The organism is Roseovarius sp. A-2 (assembly GCF_002072155.1).
In the GTDB taxonomy this organism is placed as follows: Bacteria; Pseudomonadota; Alphaproteobacteria; order Rhodobacterales; family Rhodobacteraceae; genus Roseovarius.
This window is the reverse complement of sequence record NZ_BDIY01000028.1, coordinates 1-12,952: the sequence shown is the minus strand read 5'-3', so window position 1 is coordinate 12,952 and position 12,952 is coordinate 1. Positions and strand designations below refer to the sequence as shown.

At 60.2% G+C, this 12,952-nt stretch carries 19 protein-coding genes; 12 read left to right on the top strand and 7 right to left on the bottom strand.

All coding sequences use genetic code 11. The features are described from left to right. Positions 1-136 precede the first annotated feature (136 nt). The 3 genes from BHD06_RS20255 to BHD06_RS20245 all read right to left on the bottom strand — a co-directional run bounded on the left by BHD06_RS20255 (position 137) and on the right by BHD06_RS20245 (position 1,301). Positions 137-517 carry a hypothetical protein gene (locus BHD06_RS20255; RefSeq protein WP_080458782.1) on the bottom strand — a complete coding sequence of 127 codons (381 nt, stop codon included), beginning with the start codon at positions 515-517 and terminating at the stop codon, positions 137-139. Between the two features lie 86 nt (positions 518-603). Continuing rightward, positions 604-969: a hypothetical protein gene (locus BHD06_RS20250; RefSeq protein ID WP_080458781.1), complete on the bottom strand. Its 366-nt coding sequence runs from the start codon at positions 967-969 to the stop codon at positions 604-606. Next, positions 966-1,301 (bottom strand): hypothetical protein, encoded by a 336-nt coding sequence (locus BHD06_RS20245; protein ID WP_080458780.1) that lies wholly within the window; start codon positions 1,299-1,301, stop codon positions 966-968. Before BHD06_RS20245 ends, BHD06_RS20250 begins: the two co-directional genes overlap by 4 nt. A gap of 542 nt (positions 1,302-1,843) precedes the next feature. Here BHD06_RS20245 and BHD06_RS20240 point away from each other — a divergent pair. From BHD06_RS20240 to BHD06_RS20220, 5 genes are all read left to right on the top strand, one after another. Next, the gene (locus tag BHD06_RS20240) at positions 1,844-3,421 is read left to right on the top strand and encodes a primase-helicase family protein (protein ID WP_080458779.1); all 1,578 of its coding nucleotides are present in this window, start codon (positions 1,844-1,846) and stop codon (positions 3,419-3,421) included. A gap of 96 nt (positions 3,422-3,517) precedes the next feature. Continuing rightward, on the top strand, positions 3,518-3,979 hold the full coding sequence (locus tag BHD06_RS24840; RefSeq protein WP_080458778.1) for an HNH endonuclease signature motif containing protein: 462 nt from the start codon (positions 3,518-3,520) through the stop codon (positions 3,977-3,979). 22 nt (positions 3,980-4,001) lie between these two features. Beyond that, on the top strand, positions 4,002-4,808 hold the full coding sequence (locus BHD06_RS20230) for a sigma-70 family RNA polymerase sigma factor (protein ID WP_176214426.1): 807 nt from the start codon (positions 4,002-4,004) through the stop codon (positions 4,806-4,808). Further along, complete coding sequence (locus BHD06_RS20225) at positions 4,805-5,029, top strand: hypothetical protein (protein ID WP_080458776.1); 225 nt, start codon at positions 4,805-4,807, stop codon at positions 5,027-5,029. Before BHD06_RS20230 ends, BHD06_RS20225 begins: the two co-directional genes overlap by 4 nt. A gap of 134 nt (positions 5,030-5,163) precedes the next feature. Next, positions 5,164-5,355: a hypothetical protein gene (locus BHD06_RS20220; protein WP_080458775.1), complete on the top strand. Its 192-nt coding sequence runs from the start codon at positions 5,164-5,166 to the stop codon at positions 5,353-5,355. A 489-nt stretch (positions 5,356-5,844) separates the two neighbouring features. On the opposite strand, the gene BHD06_RS20215 is transcribed toward BHD06_RS20220, so the two are convergent. From BHD06_RS20215 to BHD06_RS20205, 3 genes are read right to left on the bottom strand one after another with little or no spacing between them, the layout of a single operon-like run. Beyond that, the gene (locus BHD06_RS20215) at positions 5,845-6,174 is read right to left on the bottom strand and encodes a VRR-NUC domain-containing protein (protein WP_080458774.1); all 330 of its coding nucleotides are present in this window, start codon (positions 6,172-6,174) and stop codon (positions 5,845-5,847) included. Continuing rightward, positions 6,171-7,556 (bottom strand): DEAD/DEAH box helicase, encoded by a 1,386-nt coding sequence (locus BHD06_RS20210; RefSeq protein WP_080458773.1) that lies wholly within the window; start codon positions 7,554-7,556, stop codon positions 6,171-6,173. The genes BHD06_RS20215 and BHD06_RS20210 overlap by 4 nt, the downstream gene beginning before the upstream one ends. Before the next feature lie 19 nt (positions 7,557-7,575). After that, positions 7,576-8,763 (bottom strand): hypothetical protein, encoded by a 1,188-nt coding sequence (locus BHD06_RS20205; RefSeq protein WP_080458772.1) that lies wholly within the window; start codon positions 8,761-8,763, stop codon positions 7,576-7,578. 453 nt (positions 8,764-9,216) lie between these two features. Between BHD06_RS20205 and BHD06_RS20200 the strand changes: the two genes are divergently transcribed. The 6 genes from BHD06_RS20200 to BHD06_RS20185 all read left to right on the top strand — a co-directional run bounded on the left by BHD06_RS20200 (position 9,217) and on the right by BHD06_RS20185 (position 11,917). Further along, complete coding sequence (locus tag BHD06_RS20200; RefSeq protein WP_080458771.1) at positions 9,217-9,477, top strand: hypothetical protein; 261 nt, start codon at positions 9,217-9,219, stop codon at positions 9,475-9,477. A gap of 69 nt (positions 9,478-9,546) precedes the next feature. Further along, on the top strand, positions 9,547-9,750 hold the full coding sequence (locus tag BHD06_RS23890) for a hypothetical protein (RefSeq protein WP_176214425.1): 204 nt from the start codon (positions 9,547-9,549) through the stop codon (positions 9,748-9,750). After that, positions 9,747-10,766, top strand: a complete 1,020-nt coding sequence (locus BHD06_RS20195; RefSeq protein WP_176214424.1) for a PD-(D/E)XK nuclease-like domain-containing protein — start codon at positions 9,747-9,749, stop codon at positions 10,764-10,766. The genes BHD06_RS23890 and BHD06_RS20195 overlap by 4 nt, the downstream gene beginning before the upstream one ends. After that, on the top strand, positions 10,763-11,401 hold the full coding sequence (locus tag BHD06_RS20190) for a hypothetical protein (protein WP_080458769.1): 639 nt from the start codon (positions 10,763-10,765) through the stop codon (positions 11,399-11,401). Before BHD06_RS20195 ends, BHD06_RS20190 begins: the two co-directional genes overlap by 4 nt. After that, the gene (locus BHD06_RS23885) at positions 11,401-11,571 is read left to right on the top strand and encodes a hypothetical protein (RefSeq protein ID WP_176214423.1); all 171 of its coding nucleotides are present in this window, start codon (positions 11,401-11,403) and stop codon (positions 11,569-11,571) included. The genes BHD06_RS20190 and BHD06_RS23885 overlap by 1 nt, the downstream gene beginning before the upstream one ends. Before the next feature lie 127 nt (positions 11,572-11,698). Next, a complete protein-coding gene (locus BHD06_RS20185; protein WP_080458768.1) occupies positions 11,699-11,917 on the top strand; it encodes a hypothetical protein in 219 nt (72 codons plus the stop codon). A 69-nt stretch (positions 11,918-11,986) separates the two neighbouring features. On the opposite strand, the gene BHD06_RS23230 is transcribed toward BHD06_RS20185, so the two are convergent. Beyond that, positions 11,987-12,160, bottom strand: coding sequence for a hypothetical protein (locus BHD06_RS23230; protein WP_217805699.1), 174 nt, complete (start codon positions 12,158-12,160; stop codon positions 11,987-11,989). Between the two features lie 106 nt (positions 12,161-12,266). On the opposite strand from BHD06_RS23230, the gene ssb reads away from it, so the two are divergent. Then, complete coding sequence (ssb, locus tag BHD06_RS20180) at positions 12,267-12,698, top strand: single-stranded DNA-binding protein (RefSeq protein ID WP_080458767.1); 432 nt, start codon at positions 12,267-12,269, stop codon at positions 12,696-12,698. The last annotated feature ends 254 nt before the right edge of the window (positions 12,699-12,952 follow it).

Here is a 12,952-nt window from a genome sequence, read left to right as displayed (position 1 = left end):
GCCCAACCATCGTCCCGCGGCGCATCCATTCGACGGCCCAGTGTGTGCGGCGCGACAGCTGCACCTGACCCCACGGCAACACGAGAGACCAGCTTTGCGTCCCTGTGCAGTCTTTCCGATGAAGTCGAATACCATGTCAGTCTCCTTTTGCGAGACTGAGGATCTTTTGTAGCTGTTCAGCAGTAAGCCTTCGGAGTCGATGCTCGGTAGCATTGGCGCCGCGCAGAAAGGACTTCATCAGCACAATCTCTTGGATAAGCCTCTCCTTGCGCTCTTGGATCGCCGCATCTTCCAGCTCTTTCGGCAAACTCGGGCAGCACTCTTCGACGCCGCAGCCGGTTTCCTCTCCCGGCTCAAATGGAATACCGTTCATCCAAGCGATCAGTGCCGCGCGCTCGGCTGACATGTTGCGAAAGTCGCGCGGGTCAGTTGGAATTTCCGGCACATCGCAAGACTTTGTCCGGGAGCGTAGTAGCTCTGCCGGGTCTTGTTTGAACTCATCACCACGGTCTTTCATCAATGACAAATCTCCTCTGTCTGTCTGTTTCTCTGAGGAGATACGCCCCGGGAGATGGCCACCCAAACTGGCGACAAAGAAATTTCTCAGTCCGGCCCGAAAACCGGGTCGCCATCCTCCAACCATGTGAGCGTCTTCACCCAATCCGCGGGGCGCAAAGGCGTGGCATCCGACCAGACGCTCGCCGCGATGGACGCACCGCTATACCAATGGATCTGCCAGTCGTAGCGGCCCATGCACCGCTTTGCCTCTGTGACAGCGAGCCCCAGGCCCAGACCCTCGCCGTTTGCCTCGACCAACACCGCGGCAACTTTGCGGTAAGGCACACCCGGGTCCTGCAGCGCACTGTGAATGCGGATCCGACCGAGCTCCGGGAAGCGGTATTCGAGCCAAGCGGCGACCCGGCCCAGGTCTGATTCCAGTTCGTCGATGCGTGCTTCGATCGGGATCATAGCAGATCTCCTCGTTCGAGTGCCTTCATCTGCTCATGCGCGCTGAGGCGTCGGGCGCATCCGCAGAGCGTGTATGTCATCGGCGCGCCGCGGTGCCATCGAACCTCATAGTTGAACAGGTGGAGGAAGAGGTACGCTTTCTCGACGACCGGGCCGGTGAAAGTCACGTGACCGGCATAGTCGACCATGATGTTGGCGATAACCCGGTGCTCGATGAAGCCCTGCTGACCGGTGGCGATGATCATCGTCGGTGCGCACTCGGGAAACGCGCTATCGAGGTTCCCCGCAATGAGACTGAGATCGTGCTCCACCGCTGTCTGTATGTCTGTCACTCGGGCCTCCAGTTTACCGCGACGGGATGGACATTGGCCTGATCAGGATTGGGCGAAGCGGATTTGGGACACTGGGACACTCAAATATGACGTGGGACAGATCCTATGTCCCGCGTTAAACGCAGGTAATGAAAGGGAAAATCGAGACTGGGACAGATGGGACAGTAATTTTCGGCTCAGTCTCATATAAACACATACATAGTTAGACTCACTTATGCGCAACTAAGTATGTCTCTCACGTAAGAGTATTCTATTTTCTCTGTCCCATCTGTCCCAGAAGATAATTAAGAAATAAAAACAGTGCTTTACGCTGGGACAGACACCGGGATTTCGTCTGTCCCACAGTGTCCCGTCTGTCCCGCTGACATAAATGAAACATAACGTGAACATGTTTTGTTGTGAGGTGATGAATAGGGAACGATATCCACTCTGCGGCTGATGAGGCTGCCCTTCCACTTGGACCTGTTGAGCCCCCGGGTAGCTCCCGGGGGTGGCCCAAGAGGAAGAGAAAAACAGGCACATAAAGCAAGTGGATATATGCTATGAAAAAGAAACTCCCGGCATTGAGCCGCCGTCCTTCTGCCCTCCAGAAAACAGCCATCGCGGGTATCCGAAAGAAGGGTGAAGGGGTGAGCGGTGAAACCGTCAAGCGCGTGATCGAGGAGGGCGATGCCAGCGGCGATGACGATGGGGAAGATGACCCAGACATAAGAGCTGCGCGCGATCTGCTGGCATCACTTTCTTCATTCGAGCCCGAGCATGTGTGGTGGGTTCTTGCGAACCGCGACCAGGAAGAGGCCCAAGCGGCTGAATTGGGTATCGACGATGACGATGGTGACGATTTGGTCGCGGCGATGAAGATGCTCCGCAAGCGCTACGTATATGCCGCGCGCCGAGACGAAGTTTGGGACCGTCATGCGCGGGACTGGATCTCAACGAGAGCCCTGTCTTTCGCTCAGTCTCACGCGATGCCTCTCGATGATAAGGGAAATCCCTTCGATGCAATGAAGCTTCTTGCGCGGGACGCTCGGGCCCAGCGCGTGCACAATGAGCGATACATGCCGGGTGTCCACGAAGAGATCGCCCACGACGAAGGTGTTGAATGGCTGAACACTTGGCGGCCGTCTGACCTCAAGCCGGCGAAAGGCGACCCCAAGCCGATGCTGGATCACGTCCTTTATCTGTGCGACGGGCGCAAGGATCTCGCCAGATCCCTGACCGACTGGCTTGCATACTGCTACCAGAACCCCGGAAAGAAAGTGGTGTGGGCACCGCTGATCATCTCGGCTGTTCACGGTGTCGGAAAAGATACTCTGCGGATCGCAATGAAGCGCCTTTTCGGCTCCTATAACCTCGCGACGATTGACGATGGTGCCGTAGCTACGGGCCGCAATGAATTCATGAAACGGGCGCAGTTCGTATGTGTCCCCGAGATTATGTGCGGCGACCGGAAAGATACTGCGAACAAGCTGAAACCGCTGATCACGCAGGAAGAGGTCTACGTCGATGAGAAGAACGTCAAGCCATACTGGATCCCAAACGTGACGAACTTCCTGTTTTTCAGCAACCACGAGAATGCTGCATTTATCGAAGATGAAGATCGTCGGTATTTCGTCATCATCTGCCGCGCCCAGCGCCGCTCCGACGCTGAATACCAAGCGCTTTATGAATACATCAACGGGCCGGACATTGCGGGGTTTGCACACTTCCTCGCGAACCGCGACCTGTCGCAATTCAACCCAGCCGGCAACGCCCCCGAGACCGAAGACAAGGGCGTAGTCCAGAAAGCTACACGGGGCGGATGGGAAGCTTGGCTTGATGACGCGTGGCAGTCTGATGCCGCGCCGTTCGACCGGCGAGTGGTCAATCTGCGCGATGCGCTGACCGCGATCGGGGAGGCCAAGGGCCCGCGCATGACGACCCAACAGATCGCAGAATTTCTGAAGAAGAAGAGCGGCGGCGACCTCGGTCGTGTCAGGCTTTCCGGAGGCGCCCGTGTTCGTCTGTGGGCTACCCGAGACTTCGATAAATACGATGCAGACCGCGCCATGGCCGCAGAGGCTTACGAGAGTCCGACGAAGCATCTTCACCGACACCTGCGAGCCGTTGCCGCCGAGTGATAATCGCTGAATTACGAAGATATCCACCACCTGCCCCGGCTTCGGCCGGGGCCTTTTTTTTGTGCGAGTTCCTGACCCGGGCGCGACCTCCCATGTATGAAACGGAATCGAGTCATAGCCCGCTGGGTCGGCAGCGACGGATATCCGCAACTGAAGCTGTCGGACGGCCGCATCGCCGGCGAGCACCGACATGTCTGGGAATGTGCCCACGGACCGATCCCGGACGGCTATCAGATCCATCACCGAGACGGCGACCGCACAAACAACAAGCTCTGGAACCTGGAAGCGCTGCGCCCTGGAGACCATCGCCGCGAGCACTGCGGTCACTGGACCGACACCCAGGGCCGCTGGTGGAAGCGATGCACGACATGTCGCCGCCCAGCGCCGGAAGAAAATTTCCCGACGAAGCGATACCGGGTCGATGGCGTGAGGCTCACGCGCGGCAACTGCCGGTCGTGCGAGAGAGACAGACAGCGACAGAAAAATGGATACCAGGGCTGCTTCGAGAAAAATCTCGGCCGACATTTTGGACCGAGATCTGCGGGGCGTATTTCCTGAGAAACGAACAGGGAACATCCGAATGCCCCGCACGAAAATGCTGAACCGATCCGAGGAATTGAGCCTCGCCCGCGCCTGGCTTGAGCGGGGCGATGAGCGTGCGAGGGCGCGCCTGGTCGAAGCGTATCAGCCTCTTGTGATCCGGATGGCAAAGAGCCGGCAGCGCCGCGGAGCTCACATTTCCGACCTCATCCAAGAAGGCAATATCGGCCTTCTCCGCTGCCTCGATAACTTCGACCCCGGCCTCGGTCACTCGATCAGCACGCTGGCGAGGTTCTACATCCATGACCAGATTGCGCTGTATTTCGACGAGACGAGCGCGGTCACCCGCATCCCGAGGAGCCGGCGCATTAAGCGGCTGGTCAGCGCCGTGATCGAGCCGATCCGCGAGATTGAGGAGGCCCACGGCGTGAAGCTCACGCGCGAGCAGGAAGAGTCGATTTGCCTGGATGAGGGCTTTGAATACGAAGATCTGGAGCGGTATCGCGCTGTGAACGGGGTGACCTACGGCATTGAAGGCGACGACGAAGAGGCCGGCTGGAGTGAGATCTCCGATGATCGGGCAACGCCAGAAGAGGCCCTGGTTTCCGAGCGATCTGCGGAATCCGCAAGCCGCGCGGTTTTCGACGCCATGTCCAGAATGCCAGAGCGCACTCAGAAAATCCTTCGGATGCGTCATTTCTCGGAAGAGTTCGTTTCTCTCGATGAGATCGGCGAGGCAGTCGGTATCAGCCGTGCTCGCGTACGGCGGATCGAGGAGGATGCGATGACCGACATCCGCGCCGCCCTGGAAGCTCAGGGCTTCCATGAGCTGGAAGATATCCTGTGAGCGCACACGAACGCCTGAAATGGCTTGCCCGCTTCAAGGCGGGCCCGGATCGGGTCAGGATCCACGCTGGCGGCCGTGTCGTGATGATGTGGTTCGAAGGCCACATGGTCAGCTATGACAGACAGACAATGAAACTGGCAGCGGGCTGGGTGTGGGTTGAAGAGCTTGCGCGGGCGGCTGGTGTTCAAGCGGTTGCGGTGGCGGCTTTGAACTCATCCTAAGAAAATCGCAAACATTTGAATTATATGAAAACTTTTTCTGTCTTTTTGTTTTGAGATGAGTGCGCTTTTACCCATTTATTGTGTGTAGTCAAGAGAGATTACGGAACGCACAAACAGCAAAGAAAGACAGACAAATGAGAAACAGAATTTTCCCTAACTTCTGGTATATACTTTGGACAATAAAGCCCGGCGGCATCGCGCTCCCTGGTGACTTGCCGAAGTCTTTATATCCGACTGCTGCCGAGGCGCGCGCAGCGTTCAAAAAGATGCACCCGAACGACATCGTCATCGCGGTGCTCGGAAGCGACGGGAGGTTTGCAGGATGAGTGATCGCATCGAGGCGGCCAGAGCCGCGATACTTAGAGCAGCAGACACTAGTGCGGCGTATCGCGCCGCCGACCGCTCAGGAGTTCTTGCCGAGAGAAATGCTCGCGGCTGGACTGCGCGCGGTCATGGTCTGAGCACGACTTACGAGCACTCAACGAAACTTGACGCGCTGGAAGCGTGGTCAAGAGGGTATGTCAGCACTGCGCAAGCGCGACTTGAGCGAGAGAAGAGCATAAAGGCTAGCTGGAAATGACACCGACTCTCGAAAAGCGCATTCACACCTCCGCCCGGGCATTCGTCCGGGCGTTGGCTCGCAAGCCGCTAGCACAAGTTTGGCCGCACGTCTGCTGGCCCGGCGATCGCGTCGCCTGCCACCTCGTAGCGCGAAAAGTTGGGTCTTCATGGACTATGAGGTGGCACTTGGGCGGCGGCCAGATTGTCAGTCATGTCAAGCGGCAAGAGCTTCTCTACGACCATGACGCGGCTTTTCAACGTCTCGTCGCGTCTGCCAAGGCTGAGATGGCTTCATCCGGCGACCGCGCGACCAGGTAAAGCCCGCCAGCCCTCTCGACAGCGGCCTGGAAATTCTTCTGGGCCTTGCGCTGCTTGCCTGTCGCGGTCTTCACTTCGACGAACACCGACCTGCCGTCCAGGACACCGACAATATCGGATATTCCGGTCGGTCCAAGCGATATCCAGGCGCCGCGGTCTGATCTGACCCGGCCAGCGTTCTGACGCCAGAATATGCCCCTGGGATGGAATTCTCGGGAAAGTGCAACCAGGATGCGGTTGTGGATGTCGGTTTCGGCGTTGCTCATGGTGCGCGCCCATAGGATCGCAGCTCACGCTCAGCGAACTCTCGGACCAGATCATCACCCTGCCGGGTCGCGCGGGCGTGACGCGCCTTCATGTTCGCCACGGCTTTGTCGAAGCCCAGCCATCCCGACATCTGCCGGATGCTTTGGCCCTGGCGCTTACGCAGAGCTTTCGCCTCGCTGCGGCGTGCCTCCAGCTCATCGGCTTCGATCGCCCGGAGGCGCACAGACTCATCGGCTGGGATGCGCCGATCCTTCTCCAAGGCGGCCCCGCATTGCGGGCATTTCTTGGGGCCGGCCTCGAAAAGGTGGTAGCACTCCTCGCAGGTGCGGGTCGCGAGGTTGGAGCCGTCTTCCGCCTTCCTCTGGCCCCGCGTCTTGCTCAGATTTCGCCAGTCGCGCTTCTCAGTCAGCGTGCCCAGGCGATCACCATTTCCGACATGGTCAAGAACCAGGCCGAAATCCTTTCCGTCAGCGGCCCGGGCAACCCGACCGAGTTGTTGGACCCAGAGCTGTTCCGACTCAGATGGGCGTAGAGAGATGATTGCGCGGAGATCCGGGAGATCGAAGCCTGCGGAAACTTTGTCGACAGAAAAGACCAAGCCGCCGTCGGCGAGGAACGCGATTTTCTCGCGCACCTCATCATCGCTGTCTTTGCCGACCAGGACCTCGCATTTGTGCCCGGCTCGGCGGAATGCGTCGGCGGTCTCCATGGCGTGTTTCACATTCACGCAGAAGCCAAGAGACGGCTGGCCCAGTGCGAACTCTCTCCAGGTCTCGAGAGATTTCCCGAAGATCTTGCCCTCCTCCATTCGGGCCATTGCCGCGGCGGGATCGAAGTCGCCGTTGCGCTTCCGAACGCCCTTCATGTCGAGAACATCCGGGCAGACATATCGGAGAGGGGAGAGGTATCCTTGTTGGGTCAGCCACGCCGCGTCTCGACCAGGAACATGGGCGGGCAGAACCTCGAATGTCGATCCGCGTGGCGATCCCGTGAAGCCGATGACCGTCGCACCAGGCGCGCAGTCGAACACCCGGCCATACTGCGGCCCAGAGCCACCCATGTGGATCTCGTCCGCCAGGACCAGATGTGCCGGATCTGCTGCCAGGGCTGCCCGCCGCCGATCAGCCGCCTGCACTGTCATAACCTCCACGCCCGGCATTCCGCCGGCCCGATCGCGCAGCTGGCCCACAACCGCCGACCGGTTTGACAGAACCCAGACGCGGCGGCGGGCGGCCGAGTATGCGGCGGCCAGATGTTCGATGACGACCGACTTTCCGTAGCCGACAGAGGCTTCGAAAAGGACGCGCCTGGCACCGCCCTGGAGAGCGGTGCGCAGGTTATCTACGTCGGATTTCTGATATGGCCGTAGAGAGACAGACATACCGAGAATATCGGTCCCGTCACCTCTCCTCGGTTTTCTGTTTCTCTTTCACCAAGAGGTCGCGCATTCCCTGCAGCGCGCGCAATCCGCCGGCGACCAGAGGGTGATCGCCGAGACCCAGTTTCGTCGCCGCCGCACGTATGGCGTCGCCGAAATCGACGAATTTCTTGAGGTCTTCAACGAAGAGCTTGGTGCGGCGCGCGAGATCCGTTTCTTTCACGGTCGCAGCCTCTTCGCGCTTCTCTACGGCGGCCTCTCGTCTGGAGATTTCCGCGGCCCGGGCCTCGCGCTCCTGACGGTCCCGGCGCGCCTGTGCCGCGGCCTCCGCCCGCGCCTGGCGCGCCTCTTTCTCCATCCGATCTGCGCGCGCCTGAGCCTCGCGCGCCGCGGCTTCTTTCTTCCGCGCCTGGACCCACGCCCGGGCCGCTTTCTTGCGCTTCTCGTCGAGCCGAACGGCTTCATCGGCGCGCCAGTCATGGCACGAAGTATTCTGTGCCGGCAGCTCCGATTTGCCCTCCGCCTCGAAGGCTTCCCGTCGCCTTTCGGCTCTCTTCTCGCCGCGAACAAGTCCGGCTGGCTCGAAGTATTTCGCGAAGATATCGTGACCGGCTTCGTAGTTCTTCACGACCGGAATGGATGAAGGTTCGAGACGGCGCTGTCTTCCACCCTGCTTGCTTTCGGTCATCACCCACGGAGCCAACACTCCGTGGATATGATAACCTTCTTCGTCGTGATCCTCCCACGCTGCGACGCACGCCTCGCCGAACTGATCCCTCGAAGCACGCAAGAAGCATCGGCGAAACACATCCTCTCTCTCCGCGTCTGAGAAGCCTGGAGTGTCACCCTCGAAGTGCTTCTTGTTGGCGGTGAAGATGAACTCGCGCAACGGTCCTTCGGCGCGGTCCCGCTTCCACGGATCGACCGGCCCAGCGCGACGGATCTCGGCAGCCTCTTTCTTGCGTTTCCTGACCCACCGACGCGCGGCGTAGGCGTGCCTGTGGTTCAGCTCAGACGCGCGCCGAATGTCTTCCTCGAGCTGCTCGCGCCACTCGGGACCACCGATCAGGAAAGCATTGAGATGCGTCCTGCCAGGGCGGATATGTGACAGGTCTCCGCCGGTCCTGGTCTGGTGCATTTCGATCCTGGAGAGTTGGCCTGGCCAGATCGCGCGCATGCCGAATACGAGGGGGTGTTGCTTCTGTGTCATGGTGGGCTCCTTTGACGGGAGGTGGAGCCCCAATCCGTTCGCCGCTCCAATTTGGTGCGGAGTGGATACTCACTAAGCTGGCTGCACTTCACCCTCCGGGTTCGTTCAGCACAGCCCGTTCGGCCCTCGCCGGGCGGCCGCTTTCAGCGGGACCCCTCCGGGGAGGCCAGGGCATCGTTCCGCACTCCCCTGGACCCCTGCTCCCGGGAAAGGGGTTTCTTGCCACCCCTCTCCCGAACCCTCTCCAGCGCGTCTCCGACGGGGCTGTCTGCCGACCGGGGTGACACGCTCCACGCTTCTCCCCGGACCCCTCTCCGTTCCCAGGGAAGTGGCGCACGCGCTGCCCCTCCCTGGACCCTCCCAGGCGCGCCTGCGGCGGGCTTTCCCGTTCGTTTCCGAATGGCTGATCGCGTCTCTATGTCCTGAAGACACACCCTAGAACTGGAGACCGCCATGACCCGAGAAAACCTGATCCGCTACATCAGCGCATTCGCTGAAGATGCTGATCTTCCTGCCTCCGATGTGCTGTCGATGTTGCGGACTTTCATCGCCGCGGCGGACGCTCGCGTGACGACAAAAGCCTCGAACGATGAGCTCATGAATGTCGTGCGCGAGATCGGCTTTCAGACGCGGAAATCTGGCGCGAGCTACATCCCTCTCGTCGCGGCGCTTCGTCATTTTCCGTCGATCAGCGAGTCGGATTTCGCGGCCTGAAGAAATTCGCCCCAGCGTTTTGGACCGACCTCACCGGGGCGTATCTCCATTGAAACGATGGAGACGAAGATGCGACTGCGAGACCTTTTCTTTGTTCGAGAGAGCATGCCGCTCGACGAATGGCGGGATCTCGGCGCGTCCGTTGTCGATCTCGAGATCGCCCTCATCGACCGCGAAGAGGCAGTCGAAAAGCTGACGCGGGCAAACTCGGAAATCCAGATACTCGAGACGCAAATCAACCAGAAAAAACGCAAGTACGGAGTAGGTCCATGACAGGCAATGAAGATCATCCGCTCGGCATTTTCGCCGGCAAATCGAACGCGGAATACCACGGCGGCCCTGGTGTGTCGAAGAGCAGCTTGGACGTCGTCCGGCGCTCTCTCGCACACTTCAAATTCGCGCAAGAACAGCGCGCAGCCGGAGCCGAACGCGAAGAGACGGCGGCAATGGTTGTCGGCAGCGCAGAGCACGGCGTTCTGCTCGAGCCCGACCAGTTCGAAAAGGAATTCGCGCTCCCGTTCGATGGGTCGCAGTGGCCCGATGCGCTCGCGACAACGGACGATCTGAAGGCCCGACTGAAAGAGCACGGGCTCCCGGTCAGCGGCAAGAAATCTGATCTCATCGACCGCCTGCGCGAGGCAGACCCGAGCGTGCAGATCTTGGACGATCTCAAGGCAATGCACGCCGAAGAGGCCGCAGGTAAGACGATTTTGACGCCGGCGCAGTGGCGCGATGTTCGCGGCATGCGTGACGCCGCTCTCGAACATCCCAAGATGCGCAAGCTGCTGACTGACCCGCGCGGGAAGGCCGAGCTGTCGGCATACTGGCGCGACGAAGAGACGGGCCTCCTTTGCCGCTGTCGCCCAGATCTGTGGGTCGGCGATGTCGTCTTCGATCTCAAGACCACCGACGACGCGCGCGAGCATTCGTTCGAGCGGTCTGTCGAGAAGTTTCGGTACTATGTCCAGGCGCCTTTCTACCTCGATGGCCTGCGCAAGGCGATCGAGCAGAGCGGTCAGCGGCTGCCTGAAGGTCTCGAGGTGCCGAAGCATTTCGTGTTCGGCGCGGTAGAGAAGAAGGCCCCGTATCTGAATGCCGTCTATGTGCTCGACCCGATCTCTATGGAGATCGGCCGTCGCGAAATCCGCGAGGATTTGAACGCGCTTGCGGACGCAATCGGCCGTGATCAGTGGCCCGGATATTCGCGCGACATCCGCCCGATCGGACTGCCCGCATGGCGCTTGCGTCAGGAAGAAATGGAAGACGAAAACGGAGTATTGGTAGCATGACCAAAGCAATCGACATCACGAAAACCATGGTCGGAAAAACCGATCAGCTCAACGCCTACGACCTCCTTTCTGGACCGCGGACAATCCGGATCCGGGATGTGAAGTTGGACGAGAAGAATCCCCAGCAGCCGCTGTGGCTCTACTTCGATGGCGACGACGGCAAGCCGTGGAAGCCGGCGCTTACGGTGCGCCGCATCCTCGGCCTGGTGTGGGGTCTGGATGCCTCGAAATGGATCGGCCTCCACTGCACGATCTGGTGCGATCCGAAGGTCCGTTTCGGCGGCGCGGATGTCGGCGGGATCCGTGTACTCGAAATGGAGGGCCTGACCCAACCTCGCACCCTGAACCTGGCGACGGCTCGAAATGCGCGCGGAAACTTCACCGTCAAGCCTCTTCGGGTTGAGGCGAACACGACCGCGAGCAAGTGGCGCGAGCGTCTCCTGGCTGTTGCGGAGAGCAAGGATGCGCCAACCGTCGATGAGGCCTGGGCCAAGGTTCCGGACGAGGTGAAGGCCGAGCTGGACGACGGCATTTATGGCCAGCTCATCGCCCTGGAAAAGGCCGCCCAAGAGCACCGCGCCACCGACCCCAATGCCGCGGTCGATGACTTGAATGCGGCTCTGGGCGACGACTGATGTTCTGCCCGCTCGAACTCCGCCTCGTCCCCGCCGGCCATGTCGTCGAAGACCAGCCGGCGGGGATGGCTCAGACGGTCCGAGTGGGTCGTCCGGTGCTCGAAATGAAGACCGGCCGGGTCTATGTCGCCCGTCCGCCAACGAAGGAGGTTCCGGTGAAACAGGATTGAAACAAAGCGTGAACAGAAAAATCGGCGGAGCGTTTTGAACGCGCTCCGCCGGGCGTATTTACTTCTCAGCAGCGAACGAAACACACACCGCCGGGGGCTGCTACCGGCAAAATACGGAGACTAAGACATGAACATGAACGTAAACTTTCCGACCGCTTCCGACTTTCTCGACGCACAGACGCCCGAAGAATTCGACGCGGCTCGCGACCAGTATCTGGAGGCATTCGCGGACGAATTCGAGGACAACGAGGCTTACGAAGCCGCCGGCGGAGATAGCGCCGCGGATGATTCGGCGGACAGCTTCATCGCCGCGATCGGCGCGTATCGCCCGCGTGAAGTGGCCTAAACCCGGCGCCGGGGCTTCGGCCCCGGCTGCTTCTCCAGGCTCTTTACGGAGAGCCCCGACAAGCAGCCATCAACTGAAAAGGAATATCCCATGGCAGGTTTCAACAGCACTGACGATCAGCGCGCGGAAAACAGCGGCACCCGGTCGAAATACCGGACGCTGAGCGATCTCTAGAAGGCCCAGATCGACGACATAAAGCGGACAGGAGATCAGATCATCGACCGGCTCTATGCGCTCCAGCATGACAAGCCCGAAGCTGGTAGAGAGTTCTCCCTCGCACGCACACACATCGAGGGCGCCGTGATGCGCGCCGTCCGCGGCATCACTCAGTAATCAGGAGGCAGATCACATGGCCGGAAGCGTCAACAAAGTCATCATCATCGGCAATCTCGGCCAGGACCCCGAGATCCGCAACTTCGACAATGGCGGCAAAGTCGCCAACCTGTCGGTCGCAACCTCGGAAACCTGGAAGGACCGCAACACCGGCGAGCGCCGCGAGCGCACCGAGTGGCACCGCGTCGCCATCTTCAACACCGCGTTGGTCGGCCTGGCCGAGCAATATCTCAAGAAGGGCTCGAAGGTCTACCTGGAAGGCCAGCTGGAGACCCGCAAGTGGCAGGACCAGTCGGGCCAGGATCGCTACACGACCGAGGTCGTTCTGCGCCCCTATAACGGCGAAATGACCTTCCTGGATGGAAAGGGCGACGGCGGCCAGGACCAGGCGGCCAACCCGGCGCCGGCGCCGGCAGGCAAAGACCACGACGACGAAATCCCGTTTTAAGACGGGTTGCGCAACGGCTGTGTGTGGGCTGTCCCGGCCTAAGTCTATCGTGAGCCGTGCCGCTTTCCGGCGGCGAGTGTAGCTATAGACAGGGAAATGGCCCCGGCAGAAATGGAGCCATTCCGTGTAATAGGACACGGGTGATAGATGCCTGCCGTCCGTGTCCTTCGTTGTGTCGCCAGATCAGGCTGGAACAGGCGTTCTAACTTTTTCGTTGCGTATGAAGTAGCGCGAGCCCTCTTTCCTGGAGGACT

Excerpts from the sequence above, each read along its gene's own strand:
- BHD06_RS23890 (WP_176214425.1), top strand. The coding sequence starts at position 9,547 with ATGCGACTGCGAGACCTTTTCTTTGTTCGAGAGAGCATGCCGCTCGAC.
- BHD06_RS20220 (WP_080458775.1), top strand. The coding sequence starts at position 5,164 with ATGAGAAACAGAATTTTCCCTAACTTCTGGTATATACTTTGGACAATA.
- BHD06_RS20215 (WP_080458774.1), bottom strand. The coding sequence starts at position 6,174 with ATGAGCAACGCCGAAACCGACATCCACAACCGCATCCTGGTTGCACTT.
- BHD06_RS23230 (WP_217805699.1), bottom strand. The coding sequence starts at position 12,160 with ATGCTGGAGCGCATAGAGCCGGTCGATGATCTGATCTCCTGTCCGCTT.
- BHD06_RS20190 (WP_080458769.1), top strand. The coding sequence starts at position 10,763 with ATGACCAAAGCAATCGACATCACGAAAACCATGGTCGGAAAAACCGAT.
- ssb (WP_080458767.1), top strand. The coding sequence starts at position 12,267 with ATGGCCGGAAGCGTCAACAAAGTCATCATCATCGGCAATCTCGGCCAG.
- BHD06_RS20210 (WP_080458773.1), bottom strand. The coding sequence starts at position 7,556 with ATGTCTGTCTCTCTACGGCCATATCAGAAATCCGACGTAGATAACCTG.
- BHD06_RS20185 (WP_080458768.1), top strand. The coding sequence starts at position 11,699 with ATGAACATGAACGTAAACTTTCCGACCGCTTCCGACTTTCTCGACGCA.
- BHD06_RS20195 (WP_176214424.1), top strand. The coding sequence starts at position 9,747 with ATGACAGGCAATGAAGATCATCCGCTCGGCATTTTCGCCGGCAAATCG.
- BHD06_RS20255 (WP_080458782.1), bottom strand. The coding sequence starts at position 517 with ATGAAAGACCGTGGTGATGAGTTCAAACAAGACCCGGCAGAGCTACTA.
- BHD06_RS20205 (WP_080458772.1), bottom strand. The coding sequence starts at position 8,763 with ATGACACAGAAGCAACACCCCCTCGTATTCGGCATGCGCGCGATCTGG.
- BHD06_RS23885 (WP_176214423.1), top strand. The coding sequence starts at position 11,401 with ATGTTCTGCCCGCTCGAACTCCGCCTCGTCCCCGCCGGCCATGTCGTC.
- BHD06_RS20230 (WP_176214426.1), top strand. The coding sequence starts at position 4,002 with ATGCCCCGCACGAAAATGCTGAACCGATCCGAGGAATTGAGCCTCGCC.
- BHD06_RS20240 (WP_080458779.1), top strand. The coding sequence starts at position 1,844 with ATGAAAAAGAAACTCCCGGCATTGAGCCGCCGTCCTTCTGCCCTCCAG.
- BHD06_RS24840 (WP_080458778.1), top strand. The coding sequence starts at position 3,518 with ATGAAACGGAATCGAGTCATAGCCCGCTGGGTCGGCAGCGACGGATAT.
- BHD06_RS20250 (WP_080458781.1), bottom strand. The coding sequence starts at position 969 with ATGATCCCGATCGAAGCACGCATCGACGAACTGGAATCAGACCTGGGC.
- BHD06_RS20200 (WP_080458771.1), top strand. The coding sequence starts at position 9,217 with ATGACCCGAGAAAACCTGATCCGCTACATCAGCGCATTCGCTGAAGAT.